The organism is Halorubrum sp. Ea8 (genome assembly GCF_002252925.1).
Lineage (GTDB): Archaea > Halobacteriota > Halobacteria > Halobacteriales > Haloferacaceae > Halorubrum.
The window spans coordinates 16473-30766 of record NZ_NHPF01000048.1 but is presented as its reverse complement, the minus strand read 5'-3'; the positions used below and the strand labels follow the sequence as shown (position 1 = coordinate 30766).

At 61.8% G+C, this 14294-nt stretch carries 11 protein-coding genes and 3 pseudogenes; 2 read left to right on the top strand and 12 right to left on the bottom strand.

What is annotated here, in order from left to right:
* Nucleotides 1-32 precede the first annotated feature (32 nt).
* The 11 genes and pseudogenes from DJ74_RS03970 to DJ74_RS03925 all read right to left on the bottom strand — a co-directional run bounded on the left by DJ74_RS03970 (nucleotide 33) and on the right by DJ74_RS03925 (nucleotide 11661).
* Nucleotides 33-974, bottom strand: coding sequence for an FAD-dependent oxidoreductase (locus DJ74_RS03970; protein ID WP_141212010.1), 942 nt, complete (start codon nucleotides 972-974; stop codon nucleotides 33-35).
* Between the two features lie 3 nt (nucleotides 975-977).
* A complete protein-coding gene (locus DJ74_RS03965) occupies nucleotides 978-2222 on the bottom strand; it encodes an ABC transporter substrate-binding protein (protein WP_094526428.1) in 1245 nt (414 codons plus the stop codon).
* A 71-nt stretch (nucleotides 2223-2293) separates the two neighbouring features.
* A pseudogene (locus DJ74_RS03960) lies at nucleotides 2294-2973 on the bottom strand (FAD-binding protein).
* Nucleotides 2974-2976: 3 nt separating this feature from the next.
* Nucleotides 2977-4239: an ABC transporter substrate-binding protein gene (locus DJ74_RS03955; RefSeq protein ID WP_094526427.1), complete on the bottom strand. Its 1263-nt coding sequence runs from the start codon at nucleotides 4237-4239 to the stop codon at nucleotides 2977-2979.
* 56 nt (nucleotides 4240-4295) lie between these two features.
* Nucleotides 4296-6200, bottom strand: coding sequence for an ABC transporter ATP-binding protein (locus DJ74_RS03950; protein WP_094526426.1), 1905 nt, complete (start codon nucleotides 6198-6200; stop codon nucleotides 4296-4298).
* Nucleotides 6200-7141, bottom strand: coding sequence for an ABC transporter ATP-binding protein (locus tag DJ74_RS03945; protein ID WP_094526425.1), 942 nt, complete (start codon nucleotides 7139-7141; stop codon nucleotides 6200-6202). Before DJ74_RS03945 ends, DJ74_RS03950 begins: the two co-directional genes overlap by 1 nt.
* A 1-nt stretch (nucleotide 7142) precedes the next feature.
* The gene (locus DJ74_RS03940; RefSeq protein ID WP_094526424.1) at nucleotides 7143-8282 is read right to left on the bottom strand and encodes an iron ABC transporter permease; all 1140 of its coding nucleotides are present in this window, start codon (nucleotides 8280-8282) and stop codon (nucleotides 7143-7145) included.
* Nucleotides 8279-8407 (bottom strand): hypothetical protein, encoded by a 129-nt coding sequence (locus DJ74_RS19560; RefSeq protein WP_254922134.1) that lies wholly within the window; start codon nucleotides 8405-8407, stop codon nucleotides 8279-8281. The genes DJ74_RS03940 and DJ74_RS19560 overlap by 4 nt, the downstream gene beginning before the upstream one ends.
* Before the next feature lie 2 nt (nucleotides 8408-8409).
* Nucleotides 8410-9400: pseudogene (locus DJ74_RS03935) on the bottom strand (NAD(P)/FAD-dependent oxidoreductase).
* A gap of 2 nt (nucleotides 9401-9402) precedes the next feature.
* A complete protein-coding gene (locus tag DJ74_RS03930; protein WP_094526423.1) occupies nucleotides 9403-10590 on the bottom strand; it encodes an ABC transporter substrate-binding protein in 1188 nt (395 codons plus the stop codon).
* Between the two features lie 60 nt (nucleotides 10591-10650).
* On the bottom strand, nucleotides 10651-11661 hold the full coding sequence (locus DJ74_RS03925; RefSeq protein ID WP_094526422.1) for a HEAT repeat domain-containing protein: 1011 nt from the start codon (nucleotides 11659-11661) through the stop codon (nucleotides 10651-10653).
* A gap of 610 nt (nucleotides 11662-12271) precedes the next feature.
* Between DJ74_RS03925 and DJ74_RS19860 the strand changes: the two genes are divergently transcribed.
* Complete coding sequence (locus tag DJ74_RS19860) at nucleotides 12272-12700, top strand: hypothetical protein (RefSeq protein ID WP_217900313.1); 429 nt, start codon at nucleotides 12272-12274, stop codon at nucleotides 12698-12700.
* Between the two features lie 27 nt (nucleotides 12701-12727).
* Nucleotides 12728-13365: pseudogene (locus DJ74_RS03915) on the top strand (IS6 family transposase).
* A 605-nt stretch (nucleotides 13366-13970) separates the two neighbouring features.
* Here the strand turns inward: DJ74_RS03915 and DJ74_RS03905 are convergent.
* Nucleotides 13971-14294 carry a hypothetical protein gene (locus DJ74_RS03905; RefSeq protein WP_094524375.1) on the bottom strand — a complete coding sequence of 108 codons (324 nt, stop codon included), beginning with the start codon at nucleotides 14292-14294 and terminating at the stop codon, nucleotides 13971-13973.

The window sequence follows — 14294 nt, the reverse complement described above, 5'->3', positions numbered from 1 at the left end:
CGAATCCAGCGGTCACAGCCACGAGATGGCGCTCAGTTTCTGTCATCGGTGGTGTCGAGGCTCGCAGCGTATTCGGAGACGACATCGTCGTCCATCGTCTCGAGCAGTGCCCGCTGTCCGTCACGATCCCGACGCGCCCGCTCGTCGGTGCCGATCTGTCGGTCCAGGAACTCGGATTTTAGATGTTCGAGGGCCGCATCTGCCAAACCGGAGTCCACGTCGTCAACGAGAATCTCGTTTTCGAACCACTCGCGGGTGTGGTCGTCCCACGCTTCATCGCCGGCGTATCGCCCGTCGTGGACGACCCAGTCGACGTAGTGGTCCGCAACGGCAGGCCAGTAGCGGGCGGCGATATCGTCCCGGATCAGCGAGAGCGCTGCGTGCGCACCGTGGCCCGCACTGACGATGGCTTGATGTACCGTTTCGGTCGTCATCCATCCGGCCGCGTACAGCCCGTCGACCGGCGTGCGCCCGTTCTCGCTGTCGACCATCCCGAACGCCTCGTCGGTCTCTATCTCCTCGATGAACGGCTCGAACATCTCCCCGTCGTACGCGGTCGCGGCGAGGACGTACCGGACGCGATAGTCGCCGTCGTCACTCTCTATCTCGAACCCATTCGAATCCAGCGGCTCACCGCCTGCATCTGTCGGTGGCTCCTCGATGTCGACCCGCTCGACGCGCTCGACAGTCTCCTCACGGACGGTCCCACCCTCGTACTCGACTTGTGTTCGCCCCAGTTCGAGAAATCGGTCGGGCGTGATACCGACCGGAAATCCAAGGAAATTCTCGAGGACGGCACATTGCTGGATGGCTGACTTCCCACGAGCGAGGACGAGCGTGTTCAGTCCGTAGCGTGCGAGAAACGTCGCTGCGGACAGCCCGGCCGCTCCGCCCCCGACGACCAGTACGTCGTGATCGAGTGTGGAGTCCGGGGAGTCGGCTCCCGTCGGTCCGATAGTGTCTGTGCGTGCCATGCCTCAGATGTCGCCCGCGATAATGTCCTTGACGCGCCCGCGGTCGAAGAGCTGATTCTCCTCAGGGACCTCCGGGAATGACTCCGGGTCGAACGCACCGAACTCGTCGGGATAGAGCTGCTGTGCGACCATCTCGGTTTGCAGGAGGTTCACGATGGGGCCCTGCTCGCCGTACTGGCCCGGAAACACGCGGCCTTCCTGAACGGCCGTCAGTTCCTGTCCCACGGAGTCTTCCTCCATCGGAGTGACGTACTGCTCCCGAAATGCCTCGGCGGAGAAGCTATCCGTGTCGCCGGTAGTGCCGATACCCCAGTGGACGACGATAATCTCCGGGTCCACCTCGAGAAGCGTTTCGTAATCGATCTGCCCGCCGTCTTCCATCTCCTGGGGGAACGCACTCGCGACGTTCAGATCCCGATACGGCTTCATCTCGTACCCATCGTCCTGTGTATTCAACGGGAAGAATTTCCCCTTCGAGGGTTCCGAGCCGCCGTTGACGAGGCCGATCGTCGGCTGTTCGTCGGGCGTACGAGAAGCGATCTCTGACTGCACCTCGTCGTGTAGCGTGGCGAACGCTTCGTATCGCTCCTGTTCTTGGAAGGCGTGAGAGAGCTGCTCGAACGCGCCGTAGAGACTGTACAGTTTGTAATCGTGGAACTCGCGTCGGCGGCGGCAGTTGTTCCCGAAGAACGGCGCGACGTTCTCGATGATCTCCTGCGTGTCGTCCTTGCTCCAGGAGTCGTCCCAGCCGGTCCCGTGGAGGTAGTTCGGATCCATCAGGAACACGTCCGGGTCGAGTTCGTAGAAACTCTCCTTGTCCCAACCGCCCTCGGACCACATCGAGGGGAGCGCGTCCTGGTCCGGAACGTCGATGTCGAACGGGTCGAAAAAGAACCCCGGAATCATATTGCCCGCGGTGAGGAACCCCTCTCGCTGCCCCAGCGCGAACGCCATGTCGGCCCAGCCGCCGTTGTAGACCGTCCACGTCTCGGGAACGGCATCGAAGTGGACCTCTCCCGCGGGGACGATGGAAGCGGTGTATCCGGTATCGGTCTCGGTCGACTCCGTCTCGGTCTCGCCGGTTTCGGAATCGGTCCCACTCTCGCCGGTGGTCGTTGGCTCCTCTGTGGCCCCGCTACCGTCACCCCCCGTACAGCCAGCCAAGAAACTCGTACCCAGTAGCGTACTCCCGTACTTCAGATAGCCTCTACGTGTCGATCCGGTATCACTGCTGTCGTGAGCAGGCATACGTTTTAGGCCAGCCTAAAAATTAAAAAAACTATCGATGGGGCTCTACTGAGAGACCCTTCGCGTCGCCTCTACCCTCCGTCCGAATGGCTCCCCTCGTTTTCGAGACGCGGGTGCGTTTCTTGTTCGTCCGGGTGGGGCTCGGCAAAACGCTCACCCATTACGTCGAGCGAGCGCGCTTCGCGGTGCGCCCGCTCCGCCTCGTCGATCTCGTCACAACCGGGCGGCAAGTCCCGCCCACGGTCTGTAAAGTAGCCCTCGGGCGCGACCCAGTCGTGGTAGAACGGCCGCTCGTCGTCTTCGAGGATCGTCACGCCGACCTCGGCGCCGTGGCCGGCACAGACCGCTGCTTGGTGTGGCTTCTCGGCGAGCCGACCGGCCGAGTAGAGGCCGTCGACGCCGGTGCGCCCGAGCTCGTCCGTGTCGACGAACGCTTTCCCGCGGTCGNNTCGACGGCGTCGGCCTCGACGGCGAATCCCTCGTCGGTATCTTCGACACTTGCGACGGTCGCGGTCACCTGCTCGCAGCCTGCTCCGGCCACTTGTTTTTCGAGGAGATCGAGTAGCTGGCGGCCGTTGACGCCGGCGGGGAAGCCGGGGGAGTTCTCGAGGTGGGCGTTCCGTCGGAGGATCGACTCGCCGGCGGCAACGACAAGCGTATCCAGCCCGTGTCGGGCGGTGAAGACGGCTGTCGACAGGCCGGCAACACCGCCGCCGATGACGACGACTTCAGGTGGGCTGGTCGTGCTCATTGGTCAGACGTCGCCGTTGATGATGTCCGCCACCGCGTCACGGTCAAACAACTGTTCTTCTTCGGGAATCTCCGGGTACGGTTCGCTGTTCTCGTAGCCGGGCCACTCGCCGAACTGCTCGGGATAGAGCTGCTTCGCGGTCATCTCCAGCTGGAACAGGTTGAGGATCGGTCCCTGTCGACGTGCTCCCTGGGCGTAGACGTTGCCCTCCTTGACGGCGGTGAGTTCGCTGGCGATCTCGTGATTCTCGAGGTTATCTCGAATCTCGTCAAGGTTGAAATACGCTGTCATCGAACCGAGGACGAGCAACACGTCCGGGTCTGCTTCGAGGAGCAGTTCGTAGTCGAACGCCATGTTCCGTCCGCCCTCGCCGTATCCCTCCCCGAAGGCCTCGGACAGCGTGTCGGTGACCCCCATCGGACGGGTGTGTGCGGCGTAGTAGCCCGGATGGTTCATTTTGTAGCCCCATCCCTTGTCGTCCTCCGTTGACGAGAACAACACCAGCGCTGCGGTCGGTCGGTCGTTCTCCGGCGGGCGGTTCTCCTGGATTTTCTGAACCATCGAGTCACGGACGGACGCGAGAGCCCCGTACTGTTCGTGATCTCCGAGCAACTGCGCGACCCTGGCGAAAATCTCCCACAACGTGTAGTACTCGTACTGGTCCTTCCAGCCCTCTGGTGGCGTCCGGTTGGTTCCGCTGAGCGTGTTTCCGAACCACGGCGCGACGTTCTCGGCTATCTCCTGTACGTCGCCGTTGTCCCATCCATCGGCGGTTGCGACTTTCGCCGGATCAGCGATGTGGACGTCACTGTCGAGTTCGTACAGGTTCTCCTTCTTCGGTGGCCACGAGTTGTACAGTCCCTCCCAGTCGATAGAAACCCCGTCGAAGTGGTGTGTCAGCTTCCGGTACAACCCCTGGTGGTATTCTGGCGCGAACATCGCGTTCATGCCGTCGCTCCGACCGAGCGCCAGCACCATGTCGGCGTGGTGGCCCAGCATCGTGAAGATGTCCTCGGGTTCCGAGTTGAGCGTGACCTCGCCCGCTGGCGCAAGCGTCGTCGAGTACGAACTGTCCTCGGTGGAGATCTCTGTCTCAGTGGAAGTCGCTGTCTCGGTGGGGGTCTCCGCATCTGTGGATTCCGGTGTCGACTCGTCGTCGGACTGGCTCGTACAGCCCGCGAGCAGGCTCCCGCTGACGACTCTGCCGCCGTATCTTATGTAGTCTCTGCGCGTCGATGCCTCGTACTGGCTGGAATCGTCTGCCATATTTTTTAGGCCCGCCTAAAAACACAAAAAGTTACCGAAACGGCCGATCCCGAGCCTCACCGCTCGACAGCAGACTCGTCCGTCCGTTCGAGAAAGTCCTCGGGCAGCGACTCGATCTCGCCGGCCTGGACGCCCCAGAGGTTCGCGTACAGCCCATCGGCAGCCAGCAGGTCCTCGTGGCTCCCGCGCTCGACCACCTCGCCGTCGTCCAGCACGACGATGGTATCGGCGTCCTTCACCGTCGAGAGGCGGTGGGCGATCACCAGCGTCGTCCGGTCGGCAGCCAGCCGGTCCAGCGACCGCTGAATCAGGTACTCCGTCTCCGTGTCCACCGCACTGGTCGCCTCGTCCAACAGGAGGATCTCCGGGTCCTGTAACACCGTCCGCGCGATGGCGATGCGCTGGCGCTGCCCGCCCGAGAGCTTCACGCCGCGCTCGCCGACGCGCGTGTCGTAGCCCTCCGAGAGCCCTTGGATGAAGCCGTGCGCCTCGGCGGCCTCCGCCGCGGCGACGACGTCCTCGCGGCCGGCGTCGAACCGGCCGTAGCGGATGTTCTCGGCGACGGTCCCGTCGAAGAGGAACGTGTCCTGACTCACGTAGCCGATCGAAGAGCGCAGGGCCGCGAGCCGGACGTCGCGCACGTCGTGACCGTCGACCTGGACCGCACCGTCAGTAACGTCGTACAGCCGCAGCAGCAGTTTGGCGACCGTCGACTTCCCCGCGCCGGTCGGCCCGACGATGGCGATCGTCTCGCCCGGGTCGGCATCGATATCGACCCCGGTGAGCACTGTCTCACCGTCATCGTAGGCGAACGTCACGTCGTCGTACTCCACGCGCCCCTCGACGTCGTCGAGCGCGATGGCGTTCGGCGCGTCCTCGATGCGGACGGGCACGTCCATCAGCCCGCAGATGCGCTTGCCCGACGCCTTCGCGTTCTCGTACCAGTCGACGATACTCGACAACTGGGCCATCGGGCCGGTCAGCCGCTGGGTCAACAGCATGAACACGACGAAATCACCAGTCGTGAGCTCGCCCGTGAAGAACAGCGGCGGGCCCGAGAACACCCACAGCCCCCCAAGAATGAACGTCGCGAGCAGCGCCGCGCCCGTGATGAGTTCCATCCCCGGCCGGTAGAAGTAGCTCAGCTTCAGCACCGACATGTTGGCGTCGAAGACGTCCCGCGAGACGGAGCGGACCCGCTCGTTCTCGTAGTCCTCGGTACTCGTGGTCTTGACGAGTTCGATCCCGCTGAGGCCGTTCTCGATGCGGGTGTTGAGGTCGCCGATCGTCTCGCGGTGGCGCGTGTACCGCGGTTCGATGACGCGCATGAACCACCAAGTGAACCCGACCAGCAGCGGGACTGCACCCAGGGTCACCAGCGCGAGCTGGCGGTTCGTGTACAACAACGCCGTCGTCACGCCGACGACGATCACCCCGATCCGAACCGAGTCCCCGAGCGCGTTGTCGAAGAACGTCTCCAAGTTCGACGTGTCGTTGTTGAGGATCGACATGACCTCGCCCGTCTCCTTGTTGTCGAAGAAGGTCATGTCCAGCCGCTGCATCTTCTCGTAGGCGTCGACTCGGATCGCGTACATCACGCCGTGGGCGAAATAGTTGATCGCGACGCCGCGCACCCACTGGAGGACGGCCCCGCCCAGCAGCGCGGCGGCGACGACGCCGGTCGAGAACCAGAACTGCGCCTCCTGTCTGCCCGGCAGCCACGCATCGGGGACGAGCGGTAGCGCGTACGCGCTCTCTTGGGTGAACACAGCGTCGATGGTCGTCCCCAAGACGATGGGTGTCACGAGCACCGTCCCGTAGGCGAGTACACTCGTGAGCAGGCCGACTGTCAGCCACAGCGCGTGGTCGGGTGAATAGGCGCGGAACAGTCGCCACAGCGGGCGCTCGACCTGTTCGCGGTAGGCGTCCAGTTCCGTCTCGAACTCGTCGCCGGCGGCCATCAGCCGTCCCCGCCGTCGACCTTGGCAACGCGTTCGGTCGGTCGCTCGCGCTCGTCGTCGTCGTCGTGGCGAGCCCTGAGCGGCTCGATGCGCGGCCCGTGCGGCGTCACGTCGACCTCGGCGTCGATCTCGAACACCTCTGCGAGCAGCTCCTCGGTGACGACCTCCTCGGGCGTTCCACGCGCCTGAATCTCGCCCTCCTTGAGCGCGACCATCTTATCGGCCAGGCGCGCGGCCTGCTGGATGTCGTGGAGCACGACGACGACCGTGATGTCGGACTCGTCCCGGAGCGTCTCGACGATCTCCATCACCTCCAGCTGGTGGTGGAGGTCGAGGAACGTCGTCGGCTCGTCCAGAAGCAGGACGTCGGTGCCTTGGGCCAGCACCATCGCGATCCACGCCAGCTGCTTTTGACCGCCGCTCAGGCTGCCGACCTCGCGCTCACGGAGGTGGCCACAGCCCGCCAGTTCGATCGCCCGGTCGACCGCTCGCTGGTCCTCCTCGGTGACCGACTCGAAGAAGCCGCGATGGGGGTATCGGCCGTGGTACACGAGGTCTTCGACGGTGATCGAGTCCGGCGAGGTGCTCTCCTGGGAGAGCAACCCGAGCCTGCGAGCCAGCTCCTTGGTGCCCAGCTCGTAGACGTCTTGCCCGTCGATCAGCACCGAGCCGTCCTCGGGGGTGAGCTGTTTTGCGAGCCCCTTCAACAGGGTGCTCTTCCCAGAGCCGTTCGGACCGATCAACGCGGTGACCGCACCCGGCTCGGCGACGAGCGTCTCGCCGTCGACGACCGGTTCGTCCATCGACGGGTACTGTAAGACGAGATCCTCGCCCGAGAGGTGGCTCGTCGCCTTCGCGGAAGCACCCCCCGAACTCGTGTCGTTCGAGACTGCGTCTTCGGAACCGTTCGACCTTCGTGCGTTCGAAACATCTTGGCTCATTTCAGATCTCTCCAATGTTCTCCTTTTTCCGCATCAGATACAGGAAGTAGGGGCCGCCGATGAGTCCGGTAACGATCCCGACGGGGATCTGGGCGTCGGCCCCGGTCAGGACGCTCATCCCGAGGCGCGCACCGACGTCGGCCCCGACCATCAACGCCGGGCCGACGAATAGACAGCCGACGATCACCTTCTTGTAGTCGCTGCCGACGAGGTTCCGCACCATGTGCGGGACGATCAGTCCGACGAAGCCGACGATGCCCGCGACGGCGATGCTCGCGGCAGCAGCGAGGACGGCCACGCCCGACAGCGCGAAGCGCACCTTCTCGATGGACATGCCGAGCGACTTGGCAGTCTCCTCGCCCAGCAGCATCACGTTACACTGGCGCGATCCGGCGATCGCGAGTCCGATTGCGACGACCGACCACGGCAGGGCCATCCGGACCTGCTCCCAGTCAGTGCCGGTGAGCGAACCGGTCGTCCAAGCGATCGCCGACTGGACGATGCCGATGTCGTCGGCGAAAAAGAACAGCGCCGTCTGGACGCTCCCGAAGACGGTGCCGACGATCACGCCTGCGAGTACCAGTCGCACGGGGGAGGTGCCGTTCTTCCAGGCGATCGCGTAGACGATCAGGAACGCGACCGCCCCGCCGACGGCGGCGATCAGCGGCAGGAAGGCGGCTAAGCCGCCGAAGACGACCAGCGTCAGGAGGATCATCAGCCCCGCGCCCGAAGAGACCCCGAGGATGAACGGACTCGCGAGCTCGTTGCGAGTGATCGCCTGGAAGATCGCGCCCGACACGCCGAGGTTCATCCCGACGATGATCCCCACCAGCACCCTGGGTAGCCGGATGTTCCAGACGATCAGGCTCTCCTGGCCCATCTCCGGCATCTCGCCGCCGAGCAGGAACGCGTTCCACGCCTGCTGATTCAGGAGGATGTTCGGGTTGAACACGGCGGCCCACGCCTGGCTGATGCTCATAGAATAGGCACCGAGACTCACCTGCACCAGTCCGGCGAGGACGACGACGGCGGTACTGGCGACGGCGGTCGTCACGAGCTTTGGATCGAACAGCCAGACGAACCGTCGAGTGTCGCGCGTCCTCGTCGTCGACTCATTACCGACCGACGTTTTGTTACTCATCGCTGCGACACCTCTTCCGTGTCGTTCGTCTTCGTGTACGTGTCGATCATTTCGTTGTCTATCGCGTTGAGCACTCGTTCCCGACGGGTCTTCGATGGTGTGTCAGAGACGGGTTCTCCTGCCATCACTAGTTGTCAGTCGTGGTCGCCGGTCGCCCGGAATCGATCTCACGTGCTGCGACGAGGATCTGGTCGTCGTCCACCTGTTCGAGATGCGTTTCGGTATCCACGGCAGCGACGGTTCGCTCCGGGTCGAGGTGAGCAGCGAGCGCTTCCTGTCCGGCGGCGTCCCGCTCGCCGATCTCCTCGGGCGAGACGTACGACGACAGCGAGTCGCCGATATCCGCATCGCGGACACGTTGGAAACGTTCGCTGTCCGTCTCGACGGGCGCGTCGTCGCCGTAGTAGTCATTAAACCACTCGACCCATCTGTCGCGGTTTGGCCCGTTCGTCGTCGAGCTCGGCCTCGCGGCGCACCCAGTCGACGCCCTCGGCGACATCCTCCCACCAGCCGTCGTCCGTTCGGGCGTCAGCCATGACGCGGTGGGCGACTTGCGCGCCGCGACCGGCGGCCATAATCGCCTGTGTGTCGCCTTCCTCTGACGGCGACGCGACGTACAGCCCATCGACCGGCGTCGTGCCGTCGTGGTCGGCGTACTCGCTGTCGAAGTGCTCGTGTTCCTCGCCGTCGTGCTCGCGGGTCTCGAACATCGCCGCGTCGTCGTCGAGCCCCCGCATATACTCCCCGTCGTAGCGCGTCGCCGCGACGACGCGCCGGGCGGTGACGGGGTCTCCCTCCTGCGGCGCGACGCGGAATCCCTCTCCGTCGTCGGCGCGGTCTACCGACTCGACCAGATCCGGGACGACCTCGCAGCCGGCGGTCTCGGCGTGGTCGTGCATCAGCTCGTAGAGCGTCTCGATATCGATGCCCGCCGGGAAGCCGAGGTAGTTCTCTAGGTAGGCGCACCGCTTGAGCGAGGAGCGTCCGCGGTCGAAGACGATCGTTTCGAGCCCCTCACGGGCGCAGAACACGCCCGCCGAACAGCCTGCCGGTCCGCCGCCGACAATGACGACGTCGTGGTCGTACCCGTGGGTCGGTCCCGTTTCTGTGGTGGTCATCGTCAGATGTCGCCGTTGATGATGTCCGCGACCCGCTGACGGTCGAACAGTTCGCCCGTGTAGACCTCGGGGAAGTACAGCCTCGCGTAGCGCTCAGTCAGGAACAGGTGATGTAACGGCCCGGAGTAAATCGGCCCACCACGGAACACCATGTCGTTCTGGACAGCAGCGAGTTCCGAAGCCGCCTCGTGGTCTTTCATGAACGCCAAGACAGTGTCTTCGAACTCCCCGTGGCTCTTGTTTTCGTGTCCCCGGACGAGAATGGAGTCTGGGTCGACTTCGAGCATCGTCTCGTAGTCGATCTGACCCCGATCGGTCGTCGAGAGCCCTTCGACTCCCGTGTCTGCGAGGGCGTCGCTAAGGCCGAGATCGCGGAAATGCTTCTTGTTCGCCCCTTGGTCGCTCAGCTGGTAGGGGTAGAACGCCTCCGGCTCGTTGCCCGCAGCGAACGTCAGTAGCGCGTTCGGTCGATCGTCTGCTGGAGGAAGATCGGCTTGTACCCGAGCGATTAATTCGTCGTGGAGCTGTTTAATCCGGGTGAACTTCTCTTCTTCTTGGTAGATATGGGCGGTTTTTTCGAAGGCCTCGTACAGCGTGTAGTACCGATAGTCGTGCCACTCGTCGGTTCGGCGGAATATCGTGTTGCCGACGAACGGCGCGACGTTGCTACTGACTTCCTCGACGTCGGACTCCTCAAGCTTGAACGAGCCGTTGTTGATGAGCCACTGCGGATCGATGAGATGGATATCGCCGTCCAGCTCGTAGAAGAGCTCCTTGTCGACGCCGCTGTCGCTCAGTCGCGTCAGCGACTCCGCGTCGACGCTCACACCGTCGAGTTCGTCGTAATGACTGGTGTGGAACCGCGATGGCAGTCCCATCGAGAGGATCGAATCGCCGTGGCCGAGCGCGACGGCCATGTCGGCGTAGTCAGGGAAGTAGTGTGTGACCCGCTCTGGGGGCTCCTCGAACTGCACCTCCCCGACCGGAGCCATCTCGACAGTATATGAGCTGTCTGTCTCTGTCGATGTCTCCGTCGTCGACTGATCGTCCGCGCTCGTCTCGTTCGGCGTCGAGTCGGAATCGGACTGGCCCGCACACCCGGCGAGTAGTCCGCCGCCAATGACTGCGCCGCCGTACTTCATGTAGTCACGCCGTGTCGGTGCCTCGTGACCGCTGGAATCGTCTGTCATATGCTTTAGGCCCACCTAAATATTGAAAAACGTTCCGAATTTTAGGCCGGCGAAAAAATGTCAGCGAGGAGTACCGCACCGCGGACACATCGGCGGCCCACTCTTCGGCAGATCGAGTCCGCAGTGCGGACATGCGTCGCCGTCAAGGGCGTTCATTTCTTCGACTACTTCGTCCGTCCCGTCTCGAATCGACTCGATCGTGCCGACTCCATCGGGAGTCCCGCCAGATCTTTCGGTGGCTAACTGCCGCCGACAGAACTCTAGCCGGTCGGTCAGGAAGGTCGGTGGGTCCTCGTGCTTGGCCTCGACATCATCGAGGTCAGGCCCCGACTCGACTCCGGGCTCTGACGCTGCGAGTAGTCCAAGCGCTTCGGCCGCCCGCCCCTGCACGTACGGGTCCTCATCACCGAGTCGCCCTTGGAGCGGTTCCGCCGCCTCGGCAAGCTTTTCTGGATACTCACACCCGACGACCACCAATGCCGTACAGAGGTGATACCGGACGAGTTCGTTTTCATCGCCGAGGTGCTCGGCCAGCGAGTCGACCTGGTGGCGGAGTCGAGCCGGATCGCCGAGCGCGACGTACGCCAGCGCCTTCGCGAGTTTCTCTTTGACCTCGGGTTCGTCGAACTCCAGTCCGATGCGGAGGTCGGCCAGCGTCTCTGGATCAGTGACTTCCTCGAGTGACTCGACTGCGACGTAGCCGAGTGCTTCGGCACTCCTGGCACGGACATAGTAGAACTCCTCGTCGTCGGCCAACCGCTCGGCGAGTGCGTCGACGGCAGGCAGGACGGCTGCCGGTTCGGACTGCGCGAGCGTGACGAACAGCTTCGCGGTCGTCAATCTGACTGCTCGATCATCATCGGTCAGGAAGGTGGAAAGCGGGTTAGCGAGCTCTTCAAAGGAGAGTGGCAGGTCTTCAGCGGCGTCCCGAACCGCTCTCAACGCACGCTTACGGGTCTCAGTATCAGCTGTGCCGAGTCGGTCGAGACACCCCACTGTCCCTTTATGATCTTGTTCCTCGAGAAGAGTAGTCAGGCGGTCAGGCGGTGGCGGCTGATCTGGGTCACTCATTGATCTGTTCGGATATGTTACTGGCTTTCACGACCAATCGCTTCAATCCGGTGGTTCTGCGCTGCCCTGCGAAGCCTATACTGAGCGTCTCTATTGAGGAAAGGTGCTGGTGCAGGCGAGACTGCGACCACCTCTATGCTGCCGGCACAAGCGCGCATCAATGTCGGAGACGCTGGACCCGCTCTCGGACCGTGCCTGCCGGATGACCGACGCCTAAAACACAGGAATCGAAATCACTGAACGGCTGCGAGACGGTGACTCCCTGCTATTGAGCGTTGTAGATAGTTCAATCCAGACGGAATACCGCAGCGATAGCTATCCAGAGTGGCACCCTGCTCCACACTCCTTTCTCGGAAAGGTTCGGCTCCCCATCTACCGAGAGGCAACAGGTGAGAGCTATCGAGCGCTGGCTCGGTACCAAGAACTTGCCGAACCACTCGATTTGGAACACATCCCCGATGAATCCGTGTTGTCCCGCACGTGGCGGAAACGCTTCGACGACGGCGTTCGGGAGTTCGTCTAGGTTGCTGCGCACTTCGTCATCAAACAATCTCACGACCGCGAGTTTTCAGCTCCCGCTGTCCGGTCGAAAGCAGAGATCGTCGATGAAGTGGACCTCTCCACTGATGACGAGACGGCTGGCTGTGAATTCTCCGACAAGCAAATCTACCGGACGACTCGACTCACTCGTGATCACGGCTTCGATGAGTTTGATTCCGGTCGCGCTGCGAACACGACCTACGAAGACACGCAGTTCTTCGAATTACAGACGTTCACGGGAGTGGTCAACTGCGGGACACCGCAAGGAGCGGCTCGGTTTCAGTATCGACACGGTTCGGACAGCAGTCCACACGGCGATACGCATCTTAGAACGATCAAACAGTTCACGCAAGGGGAGCTGATCGATGGATTCGATACAGTGGCCGATCGGCTGCTCGCGGTCATCGAATCCGAAGCATCGTTCCGTCGGCCGGTTACCGTGCGGTCGACATCACGACTATCCCCTATTTCGGGGTGGTGTTCAGATAAAGATGAATAGTGAGGCGGTGTGTTTTCTGAGTGGTTCATGCCCGAAAACACACGCCTCACCGGTAGTATCGACCAGATCGAATTAGGTTTTGTGGAACGCGAAGCGACACCGAGATTGCTCATGAAACTCGGTATTCAGCTTCATCTTGCTGGCCTATCACTTTCAAATACAGTTTCTATTCTTGGGATATTCGGTGTCAAACGTGCTCGGTCAACCGTTCATAATGGGGGTTCACAAAGCCGATTTACAGCCCGAAGGTGGTCGGTGTCCGGATCACGTTGCGGTTGACGAGACTGTGATCCGACTCAACGATGAGCAATATTGGCTGTACGCTGCCGTCGATTCCGAGACAAACGAATTACTCCATACAAAGCTTGAAGCGACGACAACGAAGGTTCTCGCTCATTCGTTTCTCACGGAACTTTCCGAGAAACACGACGTCTCCGACGCCGTGTTTCTCGTCGATGGATCGCACTCGTTACAAGCTGCGCGTCACCGCCACGGCTCCGATTTCAGATACGAGAAACATGGAAATCGGAACGCTGTCGAACGTATCTTCAGAGAAATAAAACGCCGAACTATCTGTTTCGCATACCGTTTCAGCAACGCCGAAGCAGAAACCGCCGAACGACTGGCTCAGTTCGTTCAGCTTCGCATGGAATCAGCTCATCTGAACACGATGTACAGCACCGACAACAGCTGAAAAAAGGACGAACGGGATCACAGCGACCTGTCGCTTAGTTACATTCATACTCGTATCGTTCCTTCCCCCGGAAAAATCTCTTCGGGTGTTCAGTTCGCACATTCATCTGACGGTTATTTTGACGCTGACGAGGTGAAACAAATGACGATCAACTGCTGCATGCAACCTCTGTATCTCGCACGGCGATCATATAAAGAACTTAAACATTTCAACAGAGCCACCTCTGAGGATCTCAGCAGAGCTGGACGAGTGAATATCTGGATTATCGCATTCTACAGAGTCGCTATGCCACGGTAATCGCGTACAGTACGACACTCAGGCCGATAACCGTCACGAGACCCCGTACGAGCAAGACAATCCCATTCGCCCCGCCAGTCAGGTCAGCCAGCATAACAGCCACGTACACCCCTGCCGTTAGCAGACCGATACCGATGGCTAACGCCCGCATCTTTGGAGAACTGTTTCGTTGGTATCCCCGATAGGCCAGCGTAGCGACAAACAATCCAACGAGAGCAGTCACGCTACGGGTGATCGACACCACACTGAACGGTTCCATTGCTAGCACACTCGCTACGATCACCGCATCTCACCTCTGTACACGATCCACAGGATCGTACCTAATCCAAATAGCTCACAGCCACTGACGAGTATCGACCGACCGACGGTCCCAATATCGGTCGCCGTCGGCAACCCGACACGGAGCACCTCGGGCACCGTAATCAGGAAGATGAGTCCCACCGCGAGCCAGAGCATTCCGCGGTGAGCCGGTCCTTGACGGTAACCACGAATTAGAACGACGGTAATAGTCAGTGACAGCACTACAGAGACCACAGAAAGAACGAGTACACCGAGTGCGATGAACGGGTCTGTTCCGGCTGCCTCCAACTGTAAGAGGGGCAT

Excerpts from the sequence above, each read along its gene's own strand:
- DJ74_RS03970 (WP_141212010.1), bottom strand. The coding sequence starts at position 974 with ATGGCACGCACAGACACTATCGGACCGACGGGAGCCGACTCCCCGGAC.
- DJ74_RS03965 (WP_094526428.1), bottom strand. The coding sequence starts at position 2,222 with ATGCCTGCTCACGACAGCAGTGATACCGGATCGACACGTAGAGGCTAT.
- DJ74_RS03955 (WP_094526427.1), bottom strand. The coding sequence starts at position 4,239 with ATGGCAGACGATTCCAGCCAGTACGAGGCATCGACGCGCAGAGACTAC.
- DJ74_RS03950 (WP_094526426.1), bottom strand. The coding sequence starts at position 6,200 with ATGGCCGCCGGCGACGAGTTCGAGACGGAACTGGACGCCTACCGCGAA.
- DJ74_RS03945 (WP_094526425.1), bottom strand. The coding sequence starts at position 7,141 with ATGAGCCAAGATGTTTCGAACGCACGAAGGTCGAACGGTTCCGAAGAC.
- DJ74_RS03940 (WP_094526424.1), bottom strand. The coding sequence starts at position 8,282 with ATGAGTAACAAAACGTCGGTCGGTAATGAGTCGACGACGAGGACGCGC.
- DJ74_RS19560 (WP_254922134.1), bottom strand. The coding sequence starts at position 8,407 with ATGGCAGGAGAACCCGTCTCTGACACACCATCGAAGACCCGTCGGGAA.
- DJ74_RS03930 (WP_094526423.1), bottom strand. The coding sequence starts at position 10,590 with ATGACAGACGATTCCAGCGGTCACGAGGCACCGACACGGCGTGACTAC.
- DJ74_RS03925 (WP_094526422.1), bottom strand. The coding sequence starts at position 11,661 with ATGAGTGACCCAGATCAGCCGCCACCGCCTGACCGCCTGACTACTCTT.
- DJ74_RS03905 (WP_094524375.1), bottom strand. The coding sequence starts at position 14,294 with ATGCCCCTCTTACAGTTGGAGGCAGCCGGAACAGACCCGTTCATCGCA.